We start from the raw sequence: 19,440 nt of genomic DNA, 5'->3' as shown, positions 1-19,440 counted from the left end.
TAGCGGACTCTCTCTCGGTGGTCTTATTTCTTCTCCGGTGTTGGAAGGTACTTGGGGGGAGGCGGCAAGGCGCCTTGCCCGGGTGTTGCTGTACCCCCGCAGTCCGGCGGGCATATCTTTCCTCCTTGGGTCGGATCCGGAAGGTTCAGTTCCAGCTTCTCCAACTGACATTGGGTGAGACGCCCTCCCTCCCGATTTCCACAGCGAGCCGGCACATTTGAATTGCCGATTTCACGATAACCGTCGGGGCATGATCCGCAGACGGACAGAAGATTCGCTCCTAGCGGGACACACTGAACAAGGGTGGGGTCGCCGTCCTTGCAGATCTCTTTAGCCTCTGTCACGCCGGTGGTAGCGTAGCCTTCAGGACATGTACCACACGTCTTGCGAATGCTTTTGGGCTCATTCGGCTCTTCGGCTTGCCCGGGTAAGTTCCATAGCCCCAAGAAGAACACCACCAGCCCGATGGGCAAGAACATCCGAGCTGTCAGCTGAATCACTCTGGTCATCATGTCGCTCTCTTCTTATCTCTTTGCCAACTCTTTCAGAGACTCACGAATCATATCTTTAAGCACAATGGATGCGGGATTGAACTTCTTCACCTGTTTGAGCGCATCTTTGGCATCTTGTGGGCGATAACCCAAATTCACGAGCGCCGACAACGCGTCGTCGAAGGTCACGTCTTGTCCCTGCCCGGGTGAATCATTTGCAGACAAGAGGCTGGGATGGAGCTTTCCCACTTTGTCCTTGAGCTCCAACACGAGTCGGCTTGCCGACTTGTTCCCGATCCCTGGAACCGTCGTCAGCTTTTCGACATTTTCTGACTGAATCGCCGACACCAGATCGGACACTGGAAGAGCCGACAGTACGCTGAGCGCCAATTTGGGTCCGACCCCGGACACGCTGGTCAGCAGCACAAAAGCCTCTTTCTCTTGCGACGTGAGAAATCCGAAGAGTTGAATGGCGTCTTCCCGGACATGGGTGTGGACGCTCAGCGAGGTATTCTCGCTAAGATTCGGTAACCCATAGTAGGAACTGAGAGGAATAAACACTTCGTAGCCGACCCCCTGAACGTCGAGGACCAGATGAGTCGGTGCCTTGAAGGCCAATCGGCCTGTCAATAAAGCGATCATACTCTAAGAGGCAACATAGGCTGAAGGTGTTCAGGTTGAAGGCTGAAGCATTCTGAACTCCGACCTTCAGCCTCAACGCCTGAGCAGCTACCGCTGTCGTTCATCCAGCGGCGGCTACTTTCTCCATCACCTCATCGGAAATATCGAAGTTCGCATGAACTTTCTGTACATCATCATGTTCGTCCAAGACCTCCATCAACTTGAGCATTTGTTCGGCTGACTTTTCCTCTAGTCTGATGGTGTTCTGAGGAACAAATGTTACATCCGCAAGCGTAGTATTGATCTTGGCATCCCCGAGGGCTTTCTTGACCTGCTCAAAGTAGTGCGGATCTGTGAGGATTTCAAAGCTCTTCTCTCCCACCTTCACGTCCTCCGCTCCTGCATCAAGGACAAGAGACAAGAGGGTATCTTCGTCGACGCTGTGCTTCTCAACCGTGAGCAGCCCCTTTTTATGAAACTGCCAGGAGACGGCGCCCGCTTCTGCCATATTGCCGTGATTTTTCGTGAGGAGGTTTCGTAGCTCGGCAACGGTGCGATTGCGGTTGTCACTGGTAATTTCCATCAATATACCGGTTCCTCCGGGCCCATAAGCTTCCAGAGTGAATTCTTCATACACCAAGCCGGGCAATTCTCCCGTGCCTCGCTGAATGGCTTTTTTCAGCGTATCGCCGGGCATGTTGGCTTCTTTTGCCTTCGAGATAGCCAACCGGAGCCGCGGATTACCATCTGGATCGGCGCCCGAGCGAGCCGCAATTGCCACCTCGCGGATAATTCGTGTGAAGATCTTTCCGCGCTTGGCGTCTTGGGCCCCCTTGTGCCGTTTGACCGTTGCCCAATGGCTATGTCCACCCATACCTACTCCATGTAGCGGGACTCAGGGAATCCGACTACTCTCAAACACCATTTCATTATTTCATTCGCTGAGAGTTCGTACTCGTAGCACAGGGTTTGGAAGGCTGTCAATTATGCCGGAAGCCGTACCGCGGCAGGGTAAATTACTCTGAATACTGCAACAGCTGTACTCCGATGAACAGAATCAACAGGGCCCAGAGTAACTCCCATCGAGAAGAACCCTTGTGAGTCGAGGCGCGGAACCAATCGGACAGTAATTTACACGACCCCGCCGTCACCGACATCGTGCCCATAATCGTATGGTCCAAGGCGATTCGAGCAGCCGAGGGATGGAGACCGTGTGAGTGGCCGAACAACATCAATCCTCCGATGACGGCAAACAACGGCAGGGGTGTGACCCACACCGTATGACCAATGGTTCCAAGTCGACGGAACAGCTCGATCACTCCCACCATCAACGACAAGATCGCGTAACTCTTATGCTGAAAAATCTCCGAGTCACTGCCGAAGAACGTTTCCATGAAACTGAGCGAGCCGATGGGCCAAGCTTCATGGTCACTCCAGATGAAGAGGTACAAGCTTGTGGTGAGCAGAGCTCCCGGCAGAAGAAACCTAGTCCAAGCCCAGAACGGCGTTGCCAGCGCCTGGCGCAGCTCGCTCAGGCCGATGATCAGAACCAATATTCCAACGAGATGATGGTTAAACTCCGAATAGGCCACGCCCTGGGTTGAACCTTCCCATCCACTCACGCTTGTCCCATGATGATCGTGCCCGTGAGCGGGTGAGCCTTCGCCTGGCTGGGCATAGAGTGGAGCTGTGTTGATGAGAAGCATCATGCAGAGACCAACCAGGACGATCGATAGCCACCCACGCGGGACTTGAAGTTCCACCCACGATGCAAGTGGCCGCCGTTTCAAGGGAAACTCTAGCTGGTGTGTTGGGTGGGGATGAGGAGGGCTCCGAGGTGCCGGAGCCGTTGAAAGTATGGCCGACAGCCTTCTTCAAGTTCGTCGGTCAGATTATCCAGATCGGCGACACAATCTTCGAGGATCCCGATCCGCTGGGCGTCAAGGCCTTCAGGGCTATCGAGGAAATACACCACGCACCCGCTGATCACTGTATCGAGGGTCATCAGCGGTCCCTCGTGCAGGTTTCCCACTTGCGGCCATCGCTCCTTCTTGTGGGCTTCCCAAAGGGACAACACGACGTCTCGATCCATCCCGAAGGCCTCTTTCATCCCTTCCGACTCGGCTATAGCCGGGCCACCCTAGCGCATCCAGTAAGAGGACTGCAAGAGTGAGGGGGCCAAGCCCCTGCATTCTCCTTCAATCATGCGTATGGGGAACTCACGGATAGAGTCCACGATGGAGGTGAGCTTGAGCGACTTTGTCAATCCCACTCATCAAGGCAGCCATGCGCATAGAGGTGTTCTTGGAGACAGAGAATTGCAATGTCCGATGGAAGGCGGAGGTGAGAATATCCTGCAGGCGAGCTTGAATATCTGTCGCTTTCCAGAAAAAACGCTGCAGATCCTGCACCCATTCGAAGTACGACACGATCACGCCGCCTGAGTTGGCCAGGATGTCCGGAATAATAAAGACTCCGTGGTCCTGTAGAATGCGATCCGCCTCCAGTGTCGTGGGGCCGTTCGCTCCTTCAGCGAGGATTCTGCAGCGCAGTTTCGCGGCATTGCGTTCGGTGATCTGCTCGGAGAGGGCGGCAGGGACCAGGACGGTGCAGTCGAGTTGGAGCAATTCGTCGTTGGAAAGCCACTCCCCCAGCCTGGTGTCATGGAGGGACTGGCCCCCGGTTTTGTAGCGTGTGAAGAGCTCCGAGATGTTCAACCCGTTCGAATTGTGGATGCCTCCGTTCACGTCGCTCACTGCGATCACACGGGCCCCATATTCCTGCATGATACGGGCTGTATGGAACCCGACGTTGCCGAATCCCTGAATTGCCACAGTGCTGTTTCGAATGTCGAGCTTGAGGTGTTGAAGTGCTTCTATGGTGACATAGACGACTCCACGGCCGGTGGCCTCCTCACGCCCGAGGCTTCCTCCAATCGATAGGGGCTTACCCGTGACGACGCCCGGCACAGCAAATCCCACTTGCTGGCTGTATGTATCCATGATCCAGGCCATGACCTGGGCGTCTGTCCCGACATCCGGGGCGGGGACGTCCTTGTCTGGTCCAATCAACGGGAAGATCTCTGCTGCATAGCGTCTGGTCAATCGTTGTAGTTCCGCTCGTGACAATTTTTTGGGGTCAATTGCAATACCCCCTTTGGCTCCGCCGTAGGGCAGGTCGGCGAGTGCGCATTTCCAGGTCATCCACATGGCAAGAGCCGCGACCTCTCCAAGATTGACATCCGGATGGTAACGAATGCCGCCTTTTGAGGGGCCCCGGGAAGAATCGTGCTGGACGCGATAGCCTGTATAGACCTCCACCCGGCCGTCATCCATCCGGACCGGGACACTGACCATCAGCGACCGTTGCGGAAGTTTCAGCCGTTCTCGCAAATTATGATCAAGCTCCATGGCCTCGGCCGCTTGATCGAATTGTGCAACCGCCAGACGGAAGGTTGCTGTATCAAGTTCGTGCATCCTGTGTTCCTTTGGTCAGGTGTCTAGCGGGACTGCCGATGTATGACCATGGCCGTCATGCCCCTGTCCCATGATGTCGGGCAAGAGACTTTCCCATCGAATGTCGAATATTCGGGCGAATTCCTCAGCAATCTGTTGTGCAACGACTGAGGGCGGCAGCATGGATTGCCGGACCTCAGCCATGGACGTGACAGGGCATTGTGACAGTCCGCAGGGCATGATATAGGAAAAAGGGGATAGATCCAGATCGACATTCAGGGCAAATCCATGAATCGTGACCCCGTGATCGATCCGGACTCCGATCGCCGCAATTTTCGCATCAGTGTGATTCCGGCGAACCCAGACGCCAGGTTTCTTCTCCAGACGATAGCCCTCAATCCCCCATCGCAAGAGGGTATGGATCAACACCTCCTCCAACTTCCACACATACTGCTTCGGCCCTGAGCAATAGTGTGACAGCTTCAGGATCGGATAGCCCAGGACCTGCCCGGGTCCATGGTAGGTAATCGAGCCGCCCCGATCGACGGACTGGACGGTGGCGCCTGTCCGGCGCAGGACTTCACCCCCGAGGCTCCAATGTGCCGGTTGTGTCATACGGCCCAGGGTAAAGACCGGTGAGTGCTCAAGCAGCAACAACACATCCCCTTGCCTTTCCGCAATCCGTTCTTCCTGCAGTTTTTTCTGAATGGCCCATGCTTCGTCATAGGGGATCGGTTGTGAAAAGCGGACGAGCGTGCCTGTTCGAGGTGGTAGCGGAATAGGGTCGGTCCCCTGTCCCGGGAAGTCAGGACTTGGGGTTGGTCCATCAAGGAGGCTCATGCAAATACCAAATGGGGCCTCGTCTGGTCGAATCGCCCGCATTGTCGCACAAGTCGTCTCTGGGTGAAAGTCGTAGAACGGACAAGAGACGAGGATCGTCCCCGCCTCTTTCTGCTTTACAAGCGAGTGGTTTACCGGATGGCGGCAAACATTTCCTTCACCTGGGGGGTCTTCAGTTTCTTCAACGCTTTTGCTTCGATCTGGCGAATTCGTTCCCGCGTCACCGAGAGGCTCTGCCCTACTTGCTCCAGTGTGCGGGGCTGATCGTGGCCGACACCGAAGCGCAGCCGGATGACAGTTTGCTCTCGGGGCGTAAGCATGCCGAGTATACGTTCAAGCTGGTTCGACAGTTCCGTCCGATGCACATGGGCATCGGGTTGGACTGCTTGCAGATCGGGGAGCAGTTCCCCAAATTCCGTATTTCCGTCACCCACCGGCTTCTCAAGGGCGACTGGCTCCTGGAAGGCCTGCATGGTTTCGCGGAGCCGCTCCGGTCTCATCCGTAGTACCCGCGCGATCTCTTCGAGTCGAGCCGGCCGGCCCAGCTGTTGCCCCAGTCGTCTGGTCACGCGGAGGATGCGATGTGAGGCTTCTGTCTGGTGGACTGGAATGCGGATGGTCCGGGATTGATCCGCCAGAGCGCGCGTGATGCCTTGGCGGATCCACCAGGTCGCATAGGTGCTGAATTTGAATCCTTTGCGGTATTGATAGCGCTCTGCCGCTTTCATGAGTCCGATATTTCCTTCTTGCACGAGATCGAGCAACGTCAGCCCGCGGCCCGTGTAATGCTTTGCGACGTCCACGACGAGGCGGAGGTTGCAGCGCACCAATTCATCCTTTGCCCGTTCGAGTATGATGCGAGCAGAATGGAGGGCGACCAATCCTTCCTTGAGCTGCTTGGCGATGGAAGCCGGAAGCTTCTGCTGCCCGGTTCCCTGCTCGATCATGTCGGTGAGACTCTTCTCGGCCTTGTCGATCGCGGTAGCTGAAAATCCGCTCAAGCCTCTGACCATCTGGAGTGTGCGCCGGGCCTCGCGCACGGAGTCCGAATGCTTGAGCTTTGAGAAGACTTGTATGACTTGGCGTAACGTTTTTCGAATGGTACTCGTTCCGTCATCGATCTTCTTCGCTAGCGCGACTTCTTCTTCTCTGGTCAAGAGGGCGCGTTCGCCGAAGGAACGAAAATAGAGTGACTCCAGCAAGAACGGGCCGCCGCTCGCAACGGTGCGAGTCTCTGTTTTTGACGTCTCCTCGGGCTGGTCTTCTTCGGATGAACCTCGGCTGATCGCTTCCAACAGATCGCTCGCTTCGGGGTCGTCCGCATCAACGTCCTTCGCCAGCGTAAGCGACTCTTCCGGATCAGTGTTTGAGAACAGATTCTTTTTCATATCGTCATCCCTCCTCTGGCAACCGATGTTTGACTTCACGTGGTTGCGATTTCAAGGGGCTTGCGTGCTCCTGCTCTAGTCTATGAGAGACAGCGATTCGCCAAACGATTCATTGTAGACTCCCTTCTCCATGGTTCCTCTGCTATCTCTCTACGTAGCAAGTCCTATGCTGGATCGCTCATGAGAACGACAGATCGCAATCACGAGGAAAAGGCGACACTATTAAAGCTCTCTAATGAGGATATGTGAGAGGCAGTGAGGCGATCTTGCTACAGGTGTGTAGGGTGGCCATAAGGCGACTGGCCCAATCGCCACATCTACTTTTGGCTCAACTCTTCTGTCCCGGCACGCGACGTAGTGTCGTCTAAGATACGAGGGAAGTGGCATACAGGTAGCCTTTCATTCGAATTATCGGGCGATCCTAGTCTGCCACCTGGTGACTTGCCTTGTTGAAAACCTGGCACAGCACTTCTAGAATAGATTCCCGATGTCGCATTTCCAGTCAGGCGAACGTATCCACTTAGTCGACAAGAAAGGGCGGCAGTATGCCCTGACCCTGAAGGCTGGAGATCTTTACCAGCTGAGCGGTCACAAAATTTCTCACGACGACCTCATCGGAAAGCCCGATGGTTCTTTAGTCACACTCTCCGGCAACAAGACGATGTTAGCGCTTAGGCCTACGTTCGGCGACTATGTACTGAAGATGCCGCGTGGCGCGCAGGTGTTGTATCCGAAGGATCTTGCGCTCATTCCTATGTGGGCGGATGTCTATCCTGGTGCGCGCGTATTCGAGGCGGGGACAGGCTCCGGCGCGTTGACGATGGCCCTCTTGCGTGCCGTTGGGCCAAGGGGCCTGGTGGTGACTTATGAAGCCCGTGAGGATTTCGCGAGAACGGCGATGATGAATATTGAACGATACATGGGCCCGGTGCCGAATCTCCTCCCGCTTCGCCGGAACGCGTACGAGGGGATCAGCTTGCTCGATGATGGTCTGCCCTTCGATCGTCTCGTCCTAGATCTTCCCGAACCCTGGCAGGTGGTACCGCATGCTGCACAGGTCCTTCGTTCCGGCGGCATGTATTTGAGTTTTGTTCCTACTGTTCCTCAAGTGGTGCAGACGGTGGAGGCCCTTGAGCGAGCGACGGTCTTCGGTATGGTTGAAACATTTGAAACGTTGCTGAGGACCTGGTCGATTCGGGGGCGCAGTATACGGCCTGATCATCGCATGGTCGCGCATTCAGGATTTATCACAGTGGCTAGGAAAATCGAATCTGGCCTGTGGCCCGCGGCTCAAACTGTTGAGTCTGTCGGTGGGGCCACTGATGCATACGAAGAACGAGAGGATCACGTAGGATGAATCGGTTAAGTGGAAAGGTTGCGGTCGTCACAGGCGGCAACGCCGGTATCGGTGAGGCGATTGCGAAAGCTTTTGCACGTGAGGGGGCATCGGTCGTGATCACAGGGAGACGGCAAGATGAGCTGTACCGGGTCGTGAGCGACATTCTGAAGGAGCAGGGCAAGGTGTTCGCCGTTGTCGGTTCGGTGACAGATGAATCCCATGTCCAGGAAACGGTACGTCAGGCGGTGCAGCAGTTTGGACGGCTCGACATCCTCGTCAACAATGCCGGGGTAGGGGACTTTGGGAGGCGACTCCACGAGATCGATGATGCGACCTGGGCGCATGTCCTCGACGTCAACTTGAGCGGAGTATTCCGCATGACGAGGGCTGTCCTACCACAGATGTTGAAGCAGGGGAAGGGAGCCATCGTCAATATCTCCTCTGTCGCGAGTCTGATTGGGCTTCCCACATTGCCGGTCTATGCAGCCTCTAAGGGGGCGCTCGATGCTATGACCAGAGCCCTTGCGGTCGACTACGCTAAGGAGGGCATTCGCTGTAATGTGGTGAATCCAGGGCTCATCGATACGCCGATGGCCGCTCCGCTGATGAGCAACCCTGAACAACTGGATCCCATTCTCTCTCACTATCCTATCCGCCGAGCCGGGAAACCAGAAGAGGTGGCCAGTATGGTCCTCTATCTGGCCTCCGACGAGGCAGCCTGGGTCACAGGCGGAACCTTTTCTATCGATGGAGGGATGACCATCTCGTGAGTAGATGCCTCTTGGGAAATAGTGAAGGCCCCACTCGCGGCGATGGGTACATTGTGAGTTGAGCTAAAGACGAAACAGCAGTCACAATCTTTTAACCCATGGAAATCAACGCGCACACTCAGCTTTGTGGTGTAATCGGCAATCCAGTCGAGCATTCGCTCTCACCCGCCATTCACAATGCCGCGTTCCAGAAGCTCGGGCTGAACTTTGTGTATCTCGCGTTCCGGGTGGAAGCGATCGAGGATGCGGTCAAGGGTCTTCGCGCCTTAGGCAACTTTCGCGGCGCCAGCGTGACCATCCCCCATAAGATGGCAGCCGTTCCGTTTCTTGACATAGTCGAGCCGACCGCGCGTCATATCGGCGCGATCAATACCATTGTTGCTACGGAAGGAACCCTCACAGGGTATAACACCGATGCGACCGGCGCGTTGCGGGCGCTTCGTGAAGGCGCGGTTGCCTTGAAAGAGCGTCAAGTTACCATGCTGGGGTCAGGAGGCGCTGCCCGAGCGATTGCATTCGCGCTTGGAGCAGAGGCTGGGATCGATCGTTTGACCATCCTTGGAATCGATGCCCAGGAACGCACAGCCTTGGCACGAGACCTCCAGTCGAACACAGGGATGATCGTGCAGGAATTGCCTCTTGATGAGAGGACATTGCGAAAGGTTCTGCCGGATACTCACGTGCTGATCCATTGTACGCCGATGGGTATGTGGCCCAAAGTGCATGATACCTCTGTGCCGGCGACATTACTTCATGCAGGACTAACGGTCATGGATATTGTCTACAACCCTCGGGACACCCAGTTGCTGAAAGATGCCAAGGCAGCAGGCTGCCGGACCATTCCAGGGCTCGAGATGTTCTTTCATCAAGCTGCGGCCCAGTTCGAACTCTGGACTAATCAGGCTGCTCCAGCCGATGTCATGCGCTCTGTCCTGGAATCCCGTTTCTCATGAATATCGTGCTGATTGGCTATCGGGGGACCGGCAAGAGTACGGTGGGCAGACTGCTTGCTGCGCGATTGGGACGAGAGCTTGTGTCCACCGATACAGAGATTGTTAAACGTGCAAAGCGCACGATTCCGGAGATCGTGACTCAAGAGGGATGGGAGTATTTTCGCGATCTGGAGTCCGATATCTGCAGAGAACTCGCCAGCCGTGACCGGCTTGTGATCGACACCGGCGGTGGAGCCATACTTCGCACGCAGAATGTCGAGGCCTTGAAGAAGAATGGCACCGTGTTTTGGCTGACAGCCTCCGTCGAGACGATCGCGAAACGAATCGGCGGTAACAATCAGCGTCCGTCGTTGACCGGGACCAAGTCGTTCGTCGATGAAATTCAGGAGGTGTTGCGGGAACGGACGCCGAAATATCAAGCGGCGGCCGACCATAGGATCGAGACCGACGATCAATCAATCAATCAGCTGATTGAAACGTTACTCACGCTGGTGTGAGCAGGCTCGATCATGGTCTCTGCCATGTCAACACGAGGCTGTGCCCTCGCCTCCTCCTTGACAGGATCTCATTCGAAGTGTTTGAAATAGCCACGTGCGCCCGTAGCTCAATTGGATAGAGCATCGGACTTCGGATCCGAGGGTTGGGGGTTCAAGTCCCTCCGGGCGCACCATATAATCAACAGGTTGCCTCTTCTCTTCCCGTTTCCCCACCAGATTGGTCACGGTTTTGGTCACGGTTCCAGAGAGACTTCCTCGGTTCACAGCGTCCCGAAGGTGCCCTGGCGCGAGATGGCTATACCGAAGGGTTGTTTGGATATCACGATGACCAAGAATCTCTTTCACGGAGACTAAATCCACTCCGGCCATGACTCTTCGGCTCGCGGCGGTATGGCGTAGCGAATGCCAGCAAGCCCCAACAATTCCCGCCTTCCGTAAGCCAGGCTCAAACGACCGGCGAAGGAACGCACGGCTGTCCATTGGCTGAGAGACGTTCTTTAACCCTGGGAAGACCCACGCCGACCGCAGAAACGAGTCAAATGACCTCAATATCACCTGGGCTTCCTTGCTCAAGGGCACATGCCGGGTTTTTCCTCCCTTGGGCAATGGAAGAGTGAGGACACCGTTTTCTAGGTCAACCTGATCCCATCGCAAACTAAATTGTTCTCCTCGCCTCAGACCCGTCTCAATCGCAAAGGCGACTAACTTCCAGTCGCTCTGTTGCATCACCCCTCGGAGCTGGGCAAGCTCCTCGCCGGACAAAAACCTCGTTCGCTTCACTTCGGGGAAGAACTTCAACCCAGAGACCGGATTCTGAGTCAGCTTCCCGTCTTTAACTGCCAGCATCAGCACATGACGGAGAAACGCAAAATGTCGGTTGATCGTCGCATCGCTCCACCGCCGCTTGGGTTGAAAATCTTTAGAAGCATTCTTGGGACGCGGTTTGAGTTTGGCCCGCATTTTAGCCTGAACCTGCCGGATGTCTTCCCGTGAGACATCGGCCAGCATTCGCTTCCCTAGCAGCAGCGACCACCGACGACCATACCGCCGTTCACCCTCAATGTTCAGATTTGTGGACCCTTCGAGACAACGGAGAATCCACGCCCGAAGCGTGATGTCCTTCCGTGGCGCAAATTTCTCTGGGAAGAACGTCCCTTCCCGAATGTCAGCTTTCAATCGGCCATAGAGGGCTTTGGCCTGTGATTTGGCATCACAGCGGTACCATCGCTCTCTCCCGTGGACATAGATACGGACCCACCAGCCCTTGCGACCCTTTCGTTGGGTGATGCCTCGATCAGTACCTCCTTTGCGTGCCATCTACTCGTCTCCTCTCTCGATGAAACAATCGTTCAGTCCTTGCGGTGTTTTTTCACCGGGTTGTGCGTGGTGTTACTGGCTCGCTCGCGCTGCGCCTGACGGGCCCGGAACCGTTGCACCTTTGCCGCATTCTGACAGGGGTTGGAACAAAACTGCGTGCGAGCACGGTCCGCCACGAAGACTTTGCGACAGCGGGGGCACGTAAGGATCTGCCCACGTCCCTGGATATCGAACAGCAGCATGAGATACATCGCCGCTTCCAGCGTCCCGACGTCCCAAGTAGTGACCCACTGATCCTTTAACACGTCCCATATCGGGCGAGGCCGGATCATCGACAGCCTTGCAGCCATGGCGAACGACGCGCGCCGGCGGATCTCCTTCAGCGACAGGTGCCTGACGCCCGCGTCGTCTTCAGGGTTCAGCGGGCGCACGGGCGGCTGACCGCTCGCTTGTTGTGCCAACTCGATTGCCTCGGCCAGGTCCCAGCGGGCGTGGCGGAAATCATCCAGTGTCATCGGCGTACAGAGCGTCTGATTCGGTCGTGCTCCTGCACTTGCCCGATAGAGATTTGTCTGCTTGACGACCTCCTTTGCATGCTGGGACGACGGTCCTGTGGCCAGTAATGGATAGACGAGCCCGGATTCCGCCGCCCACTGTGCCCAGCCGACATTCTGAAAATTCCCGAGAACCCCGAACCGCTCACAGAAGCGTGCGACCGCCTGGATGTCCTCATAATCCACGTCGAGCAAGAGATAGGGCAGCGACCGTTGCTCGCGGGTCGAGGTTTCAATGGGAAAGTACGAGTCAAAGGGATTGTACGGAACAAAGGGTGGTACGGGGACAAGACGAGTCCCCTCAATGCGGATGCTACTGCGCCACCAGAGGGAAGCTTGTGTGGGGAAGTGAGACATCATGGGTAACCGATATGTAACCTTGAATTGCCTATTGCTAGTTACTAGAGTGTCATCATGAGGTAAGCGGGCTTTGAATGTCAATCATCAACAGCGAGGGAGAGCGATGCAGAAGAACAGTCACCAGTTACTCACCGTATTTGAGGCTGCTGCACGCACTGGTCGCAAGGTCTCGACATGGCGGCGCGATATCCTGTTACGACGCATCCCGTATGTGAAGATCGGGCGATCGGTGCGGATTCCCATTGAGGTGGTCGACCGCCTTATTCGTGATGGATGGCGGGATGCCGTCGACCCCGGAGACGTAGTGCCGTAAGCGAACGGTTCCGAGAGAAGACGCCACGATGGACCACGTTCAACACTTGCAGGGAAAGGGCCACCCGTGCTGTGCCGATGCGCTGGCTGGCGCCAGCCAGCCGCGCACGGCTGCCGGGCCCCCGGCAGCCCCTAAACTTGACAAGAGGACATTTCTCGACGATCACTCTCAGTCTCACTGCTCCGCACTCCGGGCGATCGGGTCCGCGTGGACGATTAAGATTCATGACTTTGGAACACAGTGGGTCGAGGCTTCGTGGGGCCTGTCTGATCCCCGACCTGGGAAGAAAGGGTGCAAGGGGAGATCACGCAATCGAGCACACAATGAGCAACGGGCGCGAGCGAGAGCCACGGGAGAGATCAGAAGAAAGTGCATTACGATCAGCGCGGATCATCTTGTCACGCTCACCTACCGTGACAATGTGGCGAACCGTGATCGAGTCCTTCGAGACTTGGACCGACTCCGCCGGATGCTCACGCGCGCCGGGTACCCGATGCCCTTCGTGGCGGTGCTGGAGTGTCAACAGCGTGGGGCCATTCATCCACACCTCGCCGTGCGAGGTTTCCAGGATGTGCGCCTTCTTCGTCGCTGCTGGTACAAGATCGTGGGCAATGGACAAGGCCAGGTCAACGTGAGAGGCCCACGGTCAGGGAGTTCGCCGGTCAAACTTGCTCGGTATCTCTCCAAATATGTCTCCAAGGATCTGGATAACCTCCCCCGCGAGTTTGGAGAGCATCGCTATTTCAGTTCCCTAGGGATCACGGTCCCGACTGAACGGTTCCAGCTTGTGGTGAGACCACAGGCTCCAGACGTGGAGGCACGGATGTTCGGGCTCCTGTTCCAGGAAATGCTCCGTCGGGTTGGGGAGTACAGCACCCTCAATCAATGGATGGGAGGCGGAGGTACATTCGGATGGATGTCAGGCTTCGCAGATCCCTCTTCTCACTGGATCAGATACAGCTCAAGACCCCTGCCCCCACCCACTCCGGGGCAGGAGGCCAAATCCTAGTCGCGCGCGAAGGGCCTGCAACCGTGCCAGCCTCTTCAGTGATGCTGGCGCGATTGCCAGCCCGGAGGAAGCCACCGCAGCGGGATTGAATCTCCGTTCGCCGGCGGATACGCGGGCGCATCTTGGGGGTAAGGGGGTGTCGTGAGGCTCCCCCTGTTAGGTTTCTTGAGGAGAAGCACATAGCATGCAGAATTTCACTTGATTCAGCTGGTCAAAGCAGCAGGAAAGGGGTGTCCACAATCCTGCCGAGATCTCTCTAAGGCCACCCCCTGTCGAGCCATCTAAAAATCTTACCCACTGGGGAGTCGTTGCGTCATGACCAAATCTTACCGGCGCACGGCGACCTGCTGTCGCTGCTCCTGTCGGTCCTGCTTGACCTTGGCGCTGAACGTCCAGCCCCGCCACGGGGTCACGGTCCGTGGCCGAGGCTTCGTCGGCACGGAGGCCCGCGGCTGGCGGGCTCGCCTCGCCAAGGCCCACAGCTGCTCCAGCTGCACATCGATCCGGGCCGACAAGACGAAGGGATCGGTCCGAGCCAGGAGGCGCTGCAGGTCCGTCACCTTCGCGGCATCGGCCTCCGGGCTGGCGAGGACCCGTGCCCACGGCGTCTGCGGCGCCGCATAGCGGCGAATGAGTCGTGAGCCGAGCCGCACCTTCCGCAGCAGTTTCATCGACGGTTGAAACAGATTCTGAAACAGCCGGAGATCACGATACAGGGCATTGAGCGCCGCGAGGGCCGCGGGGCTGTCGTACCGCTCCCAGCCAACGAGTTTCCGCACATGGGTCCAGTTCTTCTGCTCAATGTGGGCGTTGTCGTCCTTCTTATAGGGCCGGGAGCGCGTAAACTGCACGGGCCGGCTCCGGCGCTGACAAAAGGCCCATACCTGATCATTGATGAACTCACTACCGTTGTCGGAATCCATCCCCCGCAGCGCAAAGGGCAGGTGGCGTTCGATGATGGTCAACGCCTGCACAATGCCCTGTTGGCCTTTGCCCCTGACCGCCTGGCGCTCCACCCACCCGGTCTGAATATCGACACAGTCCAGGGTATAAAGAAATTCCCCGGCCGCAGTCGCCCCGGAATGCGAGACCAGATCAATTTCGAGATAGCCGGGGCGGGTCACATCCCAATGGTCCGTCTTGATCGGGATCATGTGCTTGAGCAACGCGCCCGGCCGTGTCGTTCCATAGAGGGTCCGCTTCAGCCGCTGCTTCCGTGTGTGGAGGCGGCGTTCCACCTGCCGTGGGCTAATGGCCAGCAGCTGCCGCTCCTGTGCCGAGGTCAGCGGGATGCGCTGGCGCAGCCAGGGCAGCCACTGCGGCAGCGCCGCCTTCAGGCGCACCGCACACAAATAGCCGGACGCGGCCCAGAGCTGCGCCAGCACATCAATGACGGCCTCCGAGTAGTGCGGCGCGCGCCGCCCCCGCCGCCGCGGCCTCGGAACAGGCAAGGGTCGGTTGAGCAGCCCAATCGCGTACTTGCGGTGGTAGCCACAGACCCGCATGAATTCGTCGAGAATCCGCTGCTTCTCAGTTCGGCGACTCTGCCGATACCGCACATAAATCGACTCCAGGTACTCGCGCTTCGAGTGCTGTCCCATCCCACTCCGCTCCATGGTGCCCTCCCTGGCGCCGCAGGATGCGGGCCGGAGGGTAAGAAACATAGATGTCGCAACGAGGGCCAGCTGGGTAAGATTTTAGATGACTCAATTCGCACCCTCGATATTTTGGGTGGCTCAAGGTATCCTTTCCTGAGGGTCCAAAAACAAATGATTGAGCACCTAATCAATCATGCCAAATCCATCAACAGTAATTACTATAGGGGGGTTCGGATGTGGTCAAGGATGCTACTGGTTCTCATTTGTGTGAGTGGAGGGCTTGCCGGTTGCGCGAAAGATTCGATACAGCTAACGGCTGAAAACCGTTCGTTGCTGAAGAGTGTCCCATTCTATTCTGTGCATGACGCCCCTCCCTATTTTTACTATGTCACAAGAGGAGAGGAGGTAATGGCGGGTCTCAGTATGGGTCTCCTTAGTTCAGTGAAGCAAGGTTTCCATGATGACTTGGCTGGGCTCTATCATCTGGAGAATCCCAATCGAACGATTGCACAAGATCTTACTCGACGCGTGTTCAAAGAATATGATCTGAAGGACGTTCGCCCGAATGAGTTTGATGGATCATGGAGCGAACCAGAGGATCTGAGGCGTCGTTTTTCACAAGGGTTGCTTCTTGAGGTTCGCACTGCTCAATGGGGACTTCGATCCACTTCGTGGTCGAAATTTCATGTCATTTTGAAATCGAGCGCACGGCTGATATCACTTCAGGATGCTAAAGAGATATGGTACGACACTTGTGTATCTGAAAAGATTGATGGGGGGGAACGAGATCCGACGTTAGAGGACCTTAAAGCAAAGGACGGAGAGATCCTAAAGACGATGGTCAAGGAGGCAACAGAAATCTGTACGGCTGAGTTGTGGACAAAATTCCAACAGCTTACATCGCCAAGGTGAACTTCTGGTTGGCCTAAGAGTTCGCGTGAAACAAATTAAGAGGATGGTCTTTGCCTGTAATAGTAGCCGTTGATTGGTGATTCCGGTCTTCCACCGTCACTGCGAGCGGCATTCGTCGCCCAGTTGCCGAAGGTTCAATCAGTCTAGGGGAAAACTCTGAAGTCTCGGGTCAACAAAGAGTTGTTTTTGACCCCGCCTACTTGACTAGTAATTGTTCCATAATGTCAATGGGTTACAATGCAAATGGCGGAACCATTTTTGACTCCCTGTCTTTCTGTATAAATCAGCCCTTCATCCTGCTGCGCCATGCATCCAAATTATCCCCCCATTTGGGTCTATTGTGCGGTCGTTCGTGTCCCTTCTACAATGCGCCACCAAGAATGCTGAGGAATAATAATTACCTAAGATTGAGAAGGGGGGAATTTATGCAGCGACCACTGTGGATTGTTGCCCTTTTTGTCATGTTTCTGGCTGGATGTAGTTCCTCCGGAACACTTGGTCTCGTAACAAGAAGTACTGCGGACCCGGGTTCCTTGCTAAGAGAGAGCCGAGGCTTCACTGAACTAGGCCCGGTACAGGCAGAATCTTGCCGACATTTTGCTTTAGCGATCATTCCTTGGGGTAGATCTGATTTTGGTACTGTGGTCGATAAGGCCTTGCTAGAAAGAGGTGGTGATGCCATTCTGAATGTGACGGTAGAGACCAGCCTCTACGGCTTTATTCCCATATACAATGTCTACTCGTACACTTGTACCAAAGTACAAGGGATCGCGATCAAGTTTGAGGGACCCAAACAATCGGCCCATCAACTTGGGCAGTGAGCGGGCAATGATGCGAACAGCTCATCCCGTTTCCATTCGACGCCTACTAAATGTTGTTTGTACCACTTTTCGGCCGCAACTCACGGTGCTGTAGATCCAACCACGGAGGGTGATGATGCTGAGCAGATTCTCCGTCCTATATGCATTCCCGAAATCGCTGCTCTTGCTTCTATTGCTCGGCACATTCGGTTGCTCCTCGGCTACCTACATTCGGGCAACGGTGGCAGACAATCCTCTCGATCGAGTGGCACAGCAGGCTCAGGAAAACTGGTCGGTCGAACGAGTGGATGCGAACACCTTGCATCTGAGCGATACTTGGCCGATCCATAGTTTCTTTTCCCTTGGCTATAGCGCGTCTCACGCAAATCTCTTCTATGCCGTGTCTGAGTCTGTTTTGCATATTCAGTACTATTTCCAGTCGATCGCGCTCGGAAATCTGTTTATACCCATTTACCTCCATGCCGAACCAGGTGGGTATGGTGCGCTTCTCAAATCAACCATGAGTGATCAGATTGTGGACATCCTTCGGTGGAGCAATGCCTCGGTGATATCGAGGCGCGAGGGTGATAGATCTGAGCCATTTCCTTCAATGGTTGCTACAACGCCTCCACGCTATTATCCTCCAATGGTTACTACAACGTCTCCACCCTAAGTGAGAGAGAAGATCAGCCTCCTAGTCACCACATCATCATTGTGGCCAAAGTGGCGACGATGCAGTGGTTTCAGCCAGCGGAGAACTCGAGACTGGAGGGAGCGAGCAGTATGAAGAAGAAGGCCCAACCAACAGAAGTGTGCTCATCTTGTGCTCAACTCCACCTCACTCCAGCTCATTCCAACCCACTCCAGCCAAAGTCGCTTTTTTCGTAACTCTTGGCTGGAATTGGCCTGAATGAGCCAGAGTAGGCTGGAGTAGGGTGTGGCAACGCTTTCCTAAACCGCTTGTCTTCCTGGTCTTGGCATCTCAATCCGGATGGTTCGCAAATGATACAGTTTGGGGGCCATTGTGCACTGCGAACTTCTTGTTAGTGCCCCATGCCGGCAGATAGGTGGACGTATTGGGGGCAAGGGGTGTCGAAAGACTTCCCGTTCGAGGATCTCAGGCGAGTGAGGGGGTTTGACTTGTCTCGCTATGTTTCTGAGGCGAGCTCAGCTATAATTCTCCATGGCATAGACGGGTTGGAGGGGACTTACTTATGGCGGCCAATAGCTATACGGCGGTTGTGGAGAAAGAAGGCGACGGGTATGTTTCTCTCTGCCCGGAATTGGACGTGGCCAGCCAGGGGGCCACGGTGGAAGAAGCGATGGCTCATCTGAAAGAAGCCGTCGAATTATTTCTGGAATGCGCGGACCCCGGAGAAGTACAGCGACGGCTGCATACCGAAGTCTTTGTGACACGCTTCGAAGCCACGCATGGCTAAACTTCGGGTTCTCTCCGGACGCGAGGTCTGCCAGATTTTATCGCAGCATGGGTTTGCAGAAGTACGGCGTCGCGGCAGCCACATCGTCATGCAGCGCCGGACCGCTACTGGAACCGTGACCGTCCCTGTCCCTGATCACCACGAAATTCGACTAGGTACCCTCCAATCCATTATCCGTCAAAGTGGCATTGCACGCAGTGAATTTGAATCGCAGGTCTGATCTATCCCAAGGGGTATCCTGTCGTTCAGATGACACGCTCATCCACGTTTTGAGCCTCGACTTTTGGTCACGGTTCGGTCACGGTTCGGTCACGGTTTTGGTCACGATTGCCAATGTGCCGCCATCGCCACTGATCGCAAGCTCAATGACTTAATCGCCTTTATCCATAGGGGTAGCGTCACTGTCTGTCATTCCTGCTCACTCTTAGTATCAGAAGTACTAGGAGGGTCTTCGGATCCGAGGGTTGGGGGTTCAAGTCCCTCCGGGCGCACCAATGATGAGAAGTGATTCGTATCTGACGCGCGCACAGCTCCCCTGCCTCACCGAACCCATCACGATCGTATTGAAGGAAAGCTTTTTCCTCGTTGGAAGGAGGGGCGCAGTACTTCGCGGAGACGATGGCCTCTAGGGGTAACGGCGATGCTAAGGAAGGTCTGATTTATTCTCCGTTCATGATGTGCTAAGGGTAGCGCAGCACTGAACGGGAGGCGCGCCCATGCAGCAATCGACATTTGCCGAGGTTACGTTTGAACAGTATCGCAAGCCCACTCGCCGGGAACGGTT

General features: G+C 55.8%; 20 protein-coding genes, 1 tRNA gene and 1 pseudogene. 11 read left to right on the top strand and 11 right to left on the bottom strand.

Going from position 1 to position 19,440, the window contains the following annotated elements; translation table 11 throughout:
• Window positions 1-23: 23 nt before the first annotated feature.
• From HZB34_13255 to HZB34_13220, 8 genes are all read right to left on the bottom strand, one after another.
• A complete protein-coding gene (locus HZB34_13255; GenBank protein MBI5316926.1) occupies window positions 24-512 on the bottom strand; it encodes a hypothetical protein in 489 nt (162 codons plus the stop codon).
• Between the two features lie 12 nt (window positions 513-524).
• Complete coding sequence (gene ruvA, locus HZB34_13250; GenBank protein ID MBI5316925.1) at window positions 525-1,133, bottom strand: Holliday junction branch migration protein RuvA; 609 nt, start codon at window positions 1,131-1,133, stop codon at window positions 525-527.
• Between the two features lie 100 nt (window positions 1,134-1,233).
• Window positions 1,234-1,986 (bottom strand): YebC/PmpR family DNA-binding transcriptional regulator, encoded by a 753-nt coding sequence (locus HZB34_13245; protein MBI5316924.1) that lies wholly within the window; start codon window positions 1,984-1,986, stop codon window positions 1,234-1,236.
• A gap of 142 nt (window positions 1,987-2,128) precedes the next feature.
• Window positions 2,129-2,902 (bottom strand): hypothetical protein, encoded by a 774-nt coding sequence (locus HZB34_13240; GenBank protein MBI5316923.1) that lies wholly within the window; start codon window positions 2,900-2,902, stop codon window positions 2,129-2,131.
• Between the two features lie 8 nt (window positions 2,903-2,910).
• A complete protein-coding gene (locus tag HZB34_13235; protein ID MBI5316922.1) occupies window positions 2,911-3,204 on the bottom strand; it encodes a hypothetical protein in 294 nt (97 codons plus the stop codon).
• A 127-nt stretch (window positions 3,205-3,331) separates the two neighbouring features.
• Complete coding sequence (locus HZB34_13230; protein ID MBI5316921.1) at window positions 3,332-4,588, bottom strand: Glu/Leu/Phe/Val dehydrogenase; 1,257 nt, start codon at window positions 4,586-4,588, stop codon at window positions 3,332-3,334.
• Window positions 4,589-4,603: 15 nt separating this feature from the next.
• Complete coding sequence (gene lipB, locus HZB34_13225) at window positions 4,604-5,407, bottom strand: lipoyl(octanoyl) transferase LipB (protein MBI5316920.1); 804 nt, start codon at window positions 5,405-5,407, stop codon at window positions 4,604-4,606.
• Window positions 5,408-5,538: 131 nt separating this feature from the next.
• Window positions 5,539-6,795: a sigma-70 family RNA polymerase sigma factor gene (locus tag HZB34_13220; protein ID MBI5316919.1), complete on the bottom strand. Its 1,257-nt coding sequence runs from the start codon at window positions 6,793-6,795 to the stop codon at window positions 5,539-5,541.
• A 487-nt stretch (window positions 6,796-7,282) separates the two neighbouring features.
• Between HZB34_13220 and HZB34_13215 the strand changes: the two genes are divergently transcribed.
• The 5 genes from HZB34_13215 (at window position 7,283) to HZB34_13195 (ending at window position 10,527) form a co-directional block, all read left to right on the top strand.
• Window positions 7,283-8,152: a tRNA (adenine-N1)-methyltransferase gene (locus HZB34_13215; protein ID MBI5316918.1), complete on the top strand. Its 870-nt coding sequence runs from the start codon at window positions 7,283-7,285 to the stop codon at window positions 8,150-8,152.
• Window positions 8,149-8,904 carry a 3-oxoacyl-ACP reductase FabG gene (locus HZB34_13210; GenBank protein MBI5316917.1) on the top strand — a complete coding sequence of 252 codons (756 nt, stop codon included), beginning with the start codon at window positions 8,149-8,151 and terminating at the stop codon, window positions 8,902-8,904. Before HZB34_13215 ends, HZB34_13210 begins: the two co-directional genes overlap by 4 nt.
• A 98-nt stretch (window positions 8,905-9,002) precedes the next feature.
• The gene (locus HZB34_13205) at window positions 9,003-9,857 is read left to right on the top strand and encodes a shikimate dehydrogenase (protein ID MBI5316916.1); all 855 of its coding nucleotides are present in this window, start codon (window positions 9,003-9,005) and stop codon (window positions 9,855-9,857) included.
• Entirely contained in the window at window positions 9,854-10,354 is a 501-nt protein-coding gene (locus HZB34_13200) for a shikimate kinase (GenBank protein MBI5316915.1), read from the top strand. The genes HZB34_13205 and HZB34_13200 overlap by 4 nt, the downstream gene beginning before the upstream one ends.
• A gap of 96 nt (window positions 10,355-10,450) precedes the next feature.
• Window positions 10,451-10,527 (top strand) — tRNA-Arg (locus tag HZB34_13195).
• A 112-nt stretch (window positions 10,528-10,639) separates the two neighbouring features.
• Here the strand turns inward: HZB34_13195 and HZB34_13190 are convergent.
• Window positions 10,640-11,671, bottom strand: a pseudogene (locus HZB34_13190) (site-specific integrase).
• Between the two features lie 32 nt (window positions 11,672-11,703).
• Window positions 11,704-12,585, bottom strand: coding sequence for a CGNR zinc finger domain-containing protein (locus tag HZB34_13185; protein MBI5316914.1), 882 nt, complete (start codon window positions 12,583-12,585; stop codon window positions 11,704-11,706).
• Between the two features lie 103 nt (window positions 12,586-12,688).
• Here HZB34_13185 and HZB34_13180 point away from each other — a divergent pair, with 103 nt between their 5' ends.
• Together HZB34_13180 and HZB34_13175 are read left to right on the top strand one after the other, a co-directional pair.
• On the top strand, window positions 12,689-12,898 hold the full coding sequence (locus HZB34_13180; protein ID MBI5316913.1) for an excisionase family DNA-binding protein: 210 nt from the start codon (window positions 12,689-12,691) through the stop codon (window positions 12,896-12,898).
• Window positions 12,899-12,926: 28 nt separating this feature from the next.
• On the top strand, window positions 12,927-13,907 hold the full coding sequence (locus HZB34_13175; GenBank protein MBI5316912.1) for a hypothetical protein: 981 nt from the start codon (window positions 12,927-12,929) through the stop codon (window positions 13,905-13,907).
• Between the two features lie 326 nt (window positions 13,908-14,233).
• Here HZB34_13175 and HZB34_13170 read toward each other — a convergent pair whose 3' ends face one another.
• Window positions 14,234-15,508, bottom strand: a complete 1,275-nt coding sequence (locus HZB34_13170; GenBank protein MBI5316911.1) for an integrase — start codon at window positions 15,506-15,508, stop codon at window positions 14,234-14,236.
• A 405-nt stretch (window positions 15,509-15,913) separates the two neighbouring features.
• On the opposite strand from HZB34_13170, the gene HZB34_13165 reads away from it, so the two are divergent.
• The 4 genes from HZB34_13165 (at window position 15,914) to HZB34_13150 (ending at window position 18,876) form a co-directional block, all read left to right on the top strand.
• A complete protein-coding gene (locus tag HZB34_13165) occupies window positions 15,914-16,417 on the top strand; it encodes a hypothetical protein (GenBank protein MBI5316910.1) in 504 nt (167 codons plus the stop codon).
• A 933-nt stretch (window positions 16,418-17,350) separates the two neighbouring features.
• On the top strand, window positions 17,351-17,890 hold the full coding sequence (locus HZB34_13160) for a hypothetical protein (GenBank protein ID MBI5316909.1): 540 nt from the start codon (window positions 17,351-17,353) through the stop codon (window positions 17,888-17,890).
• Between the two features lie 541 nt (window positions 17,891-18,431).
• On the top strand, window positions 18,432-18,656 hold the full coding sequence (locus HZB34_13155; protein MBI5316908.1) for a type II toxin-antitoxin system HicB family antitoxin: 225 nt from the start codon (window positions 18,432-18,434) through the stop codon (window positions 18,654-18,656).
• On the top strand, window positions 18,649-18,876 hold the full coding sequence (locus HZB34_13150) for a type II toxin-antitoxin system HicA family toxin (GenBank protein MBI5316907.1): 228 nt from the start codon (window positions 18,649-18,651) through the stop codon (window positions 18,874-18,876). The genes HZB34_13155 and HZB34_13150 overlap by 8 nt, the downstream gene beginning before the upstream one ends.
• The last annotated feature ends 564 nt before the right edge of the window (window positions 18,877-19,440 follow it).

This window comes from Nitrospirota bacterium (genome assembly GCA_016219645.1).
Lineage (GTDB): Bacteria > Nitrospirota > Nitrospiria > Nitrospirales > Nitrospiraceae > Palsa-1315.
This window is presented reverse-complemented; position numbering and strand designations above follow the sequence as displayed.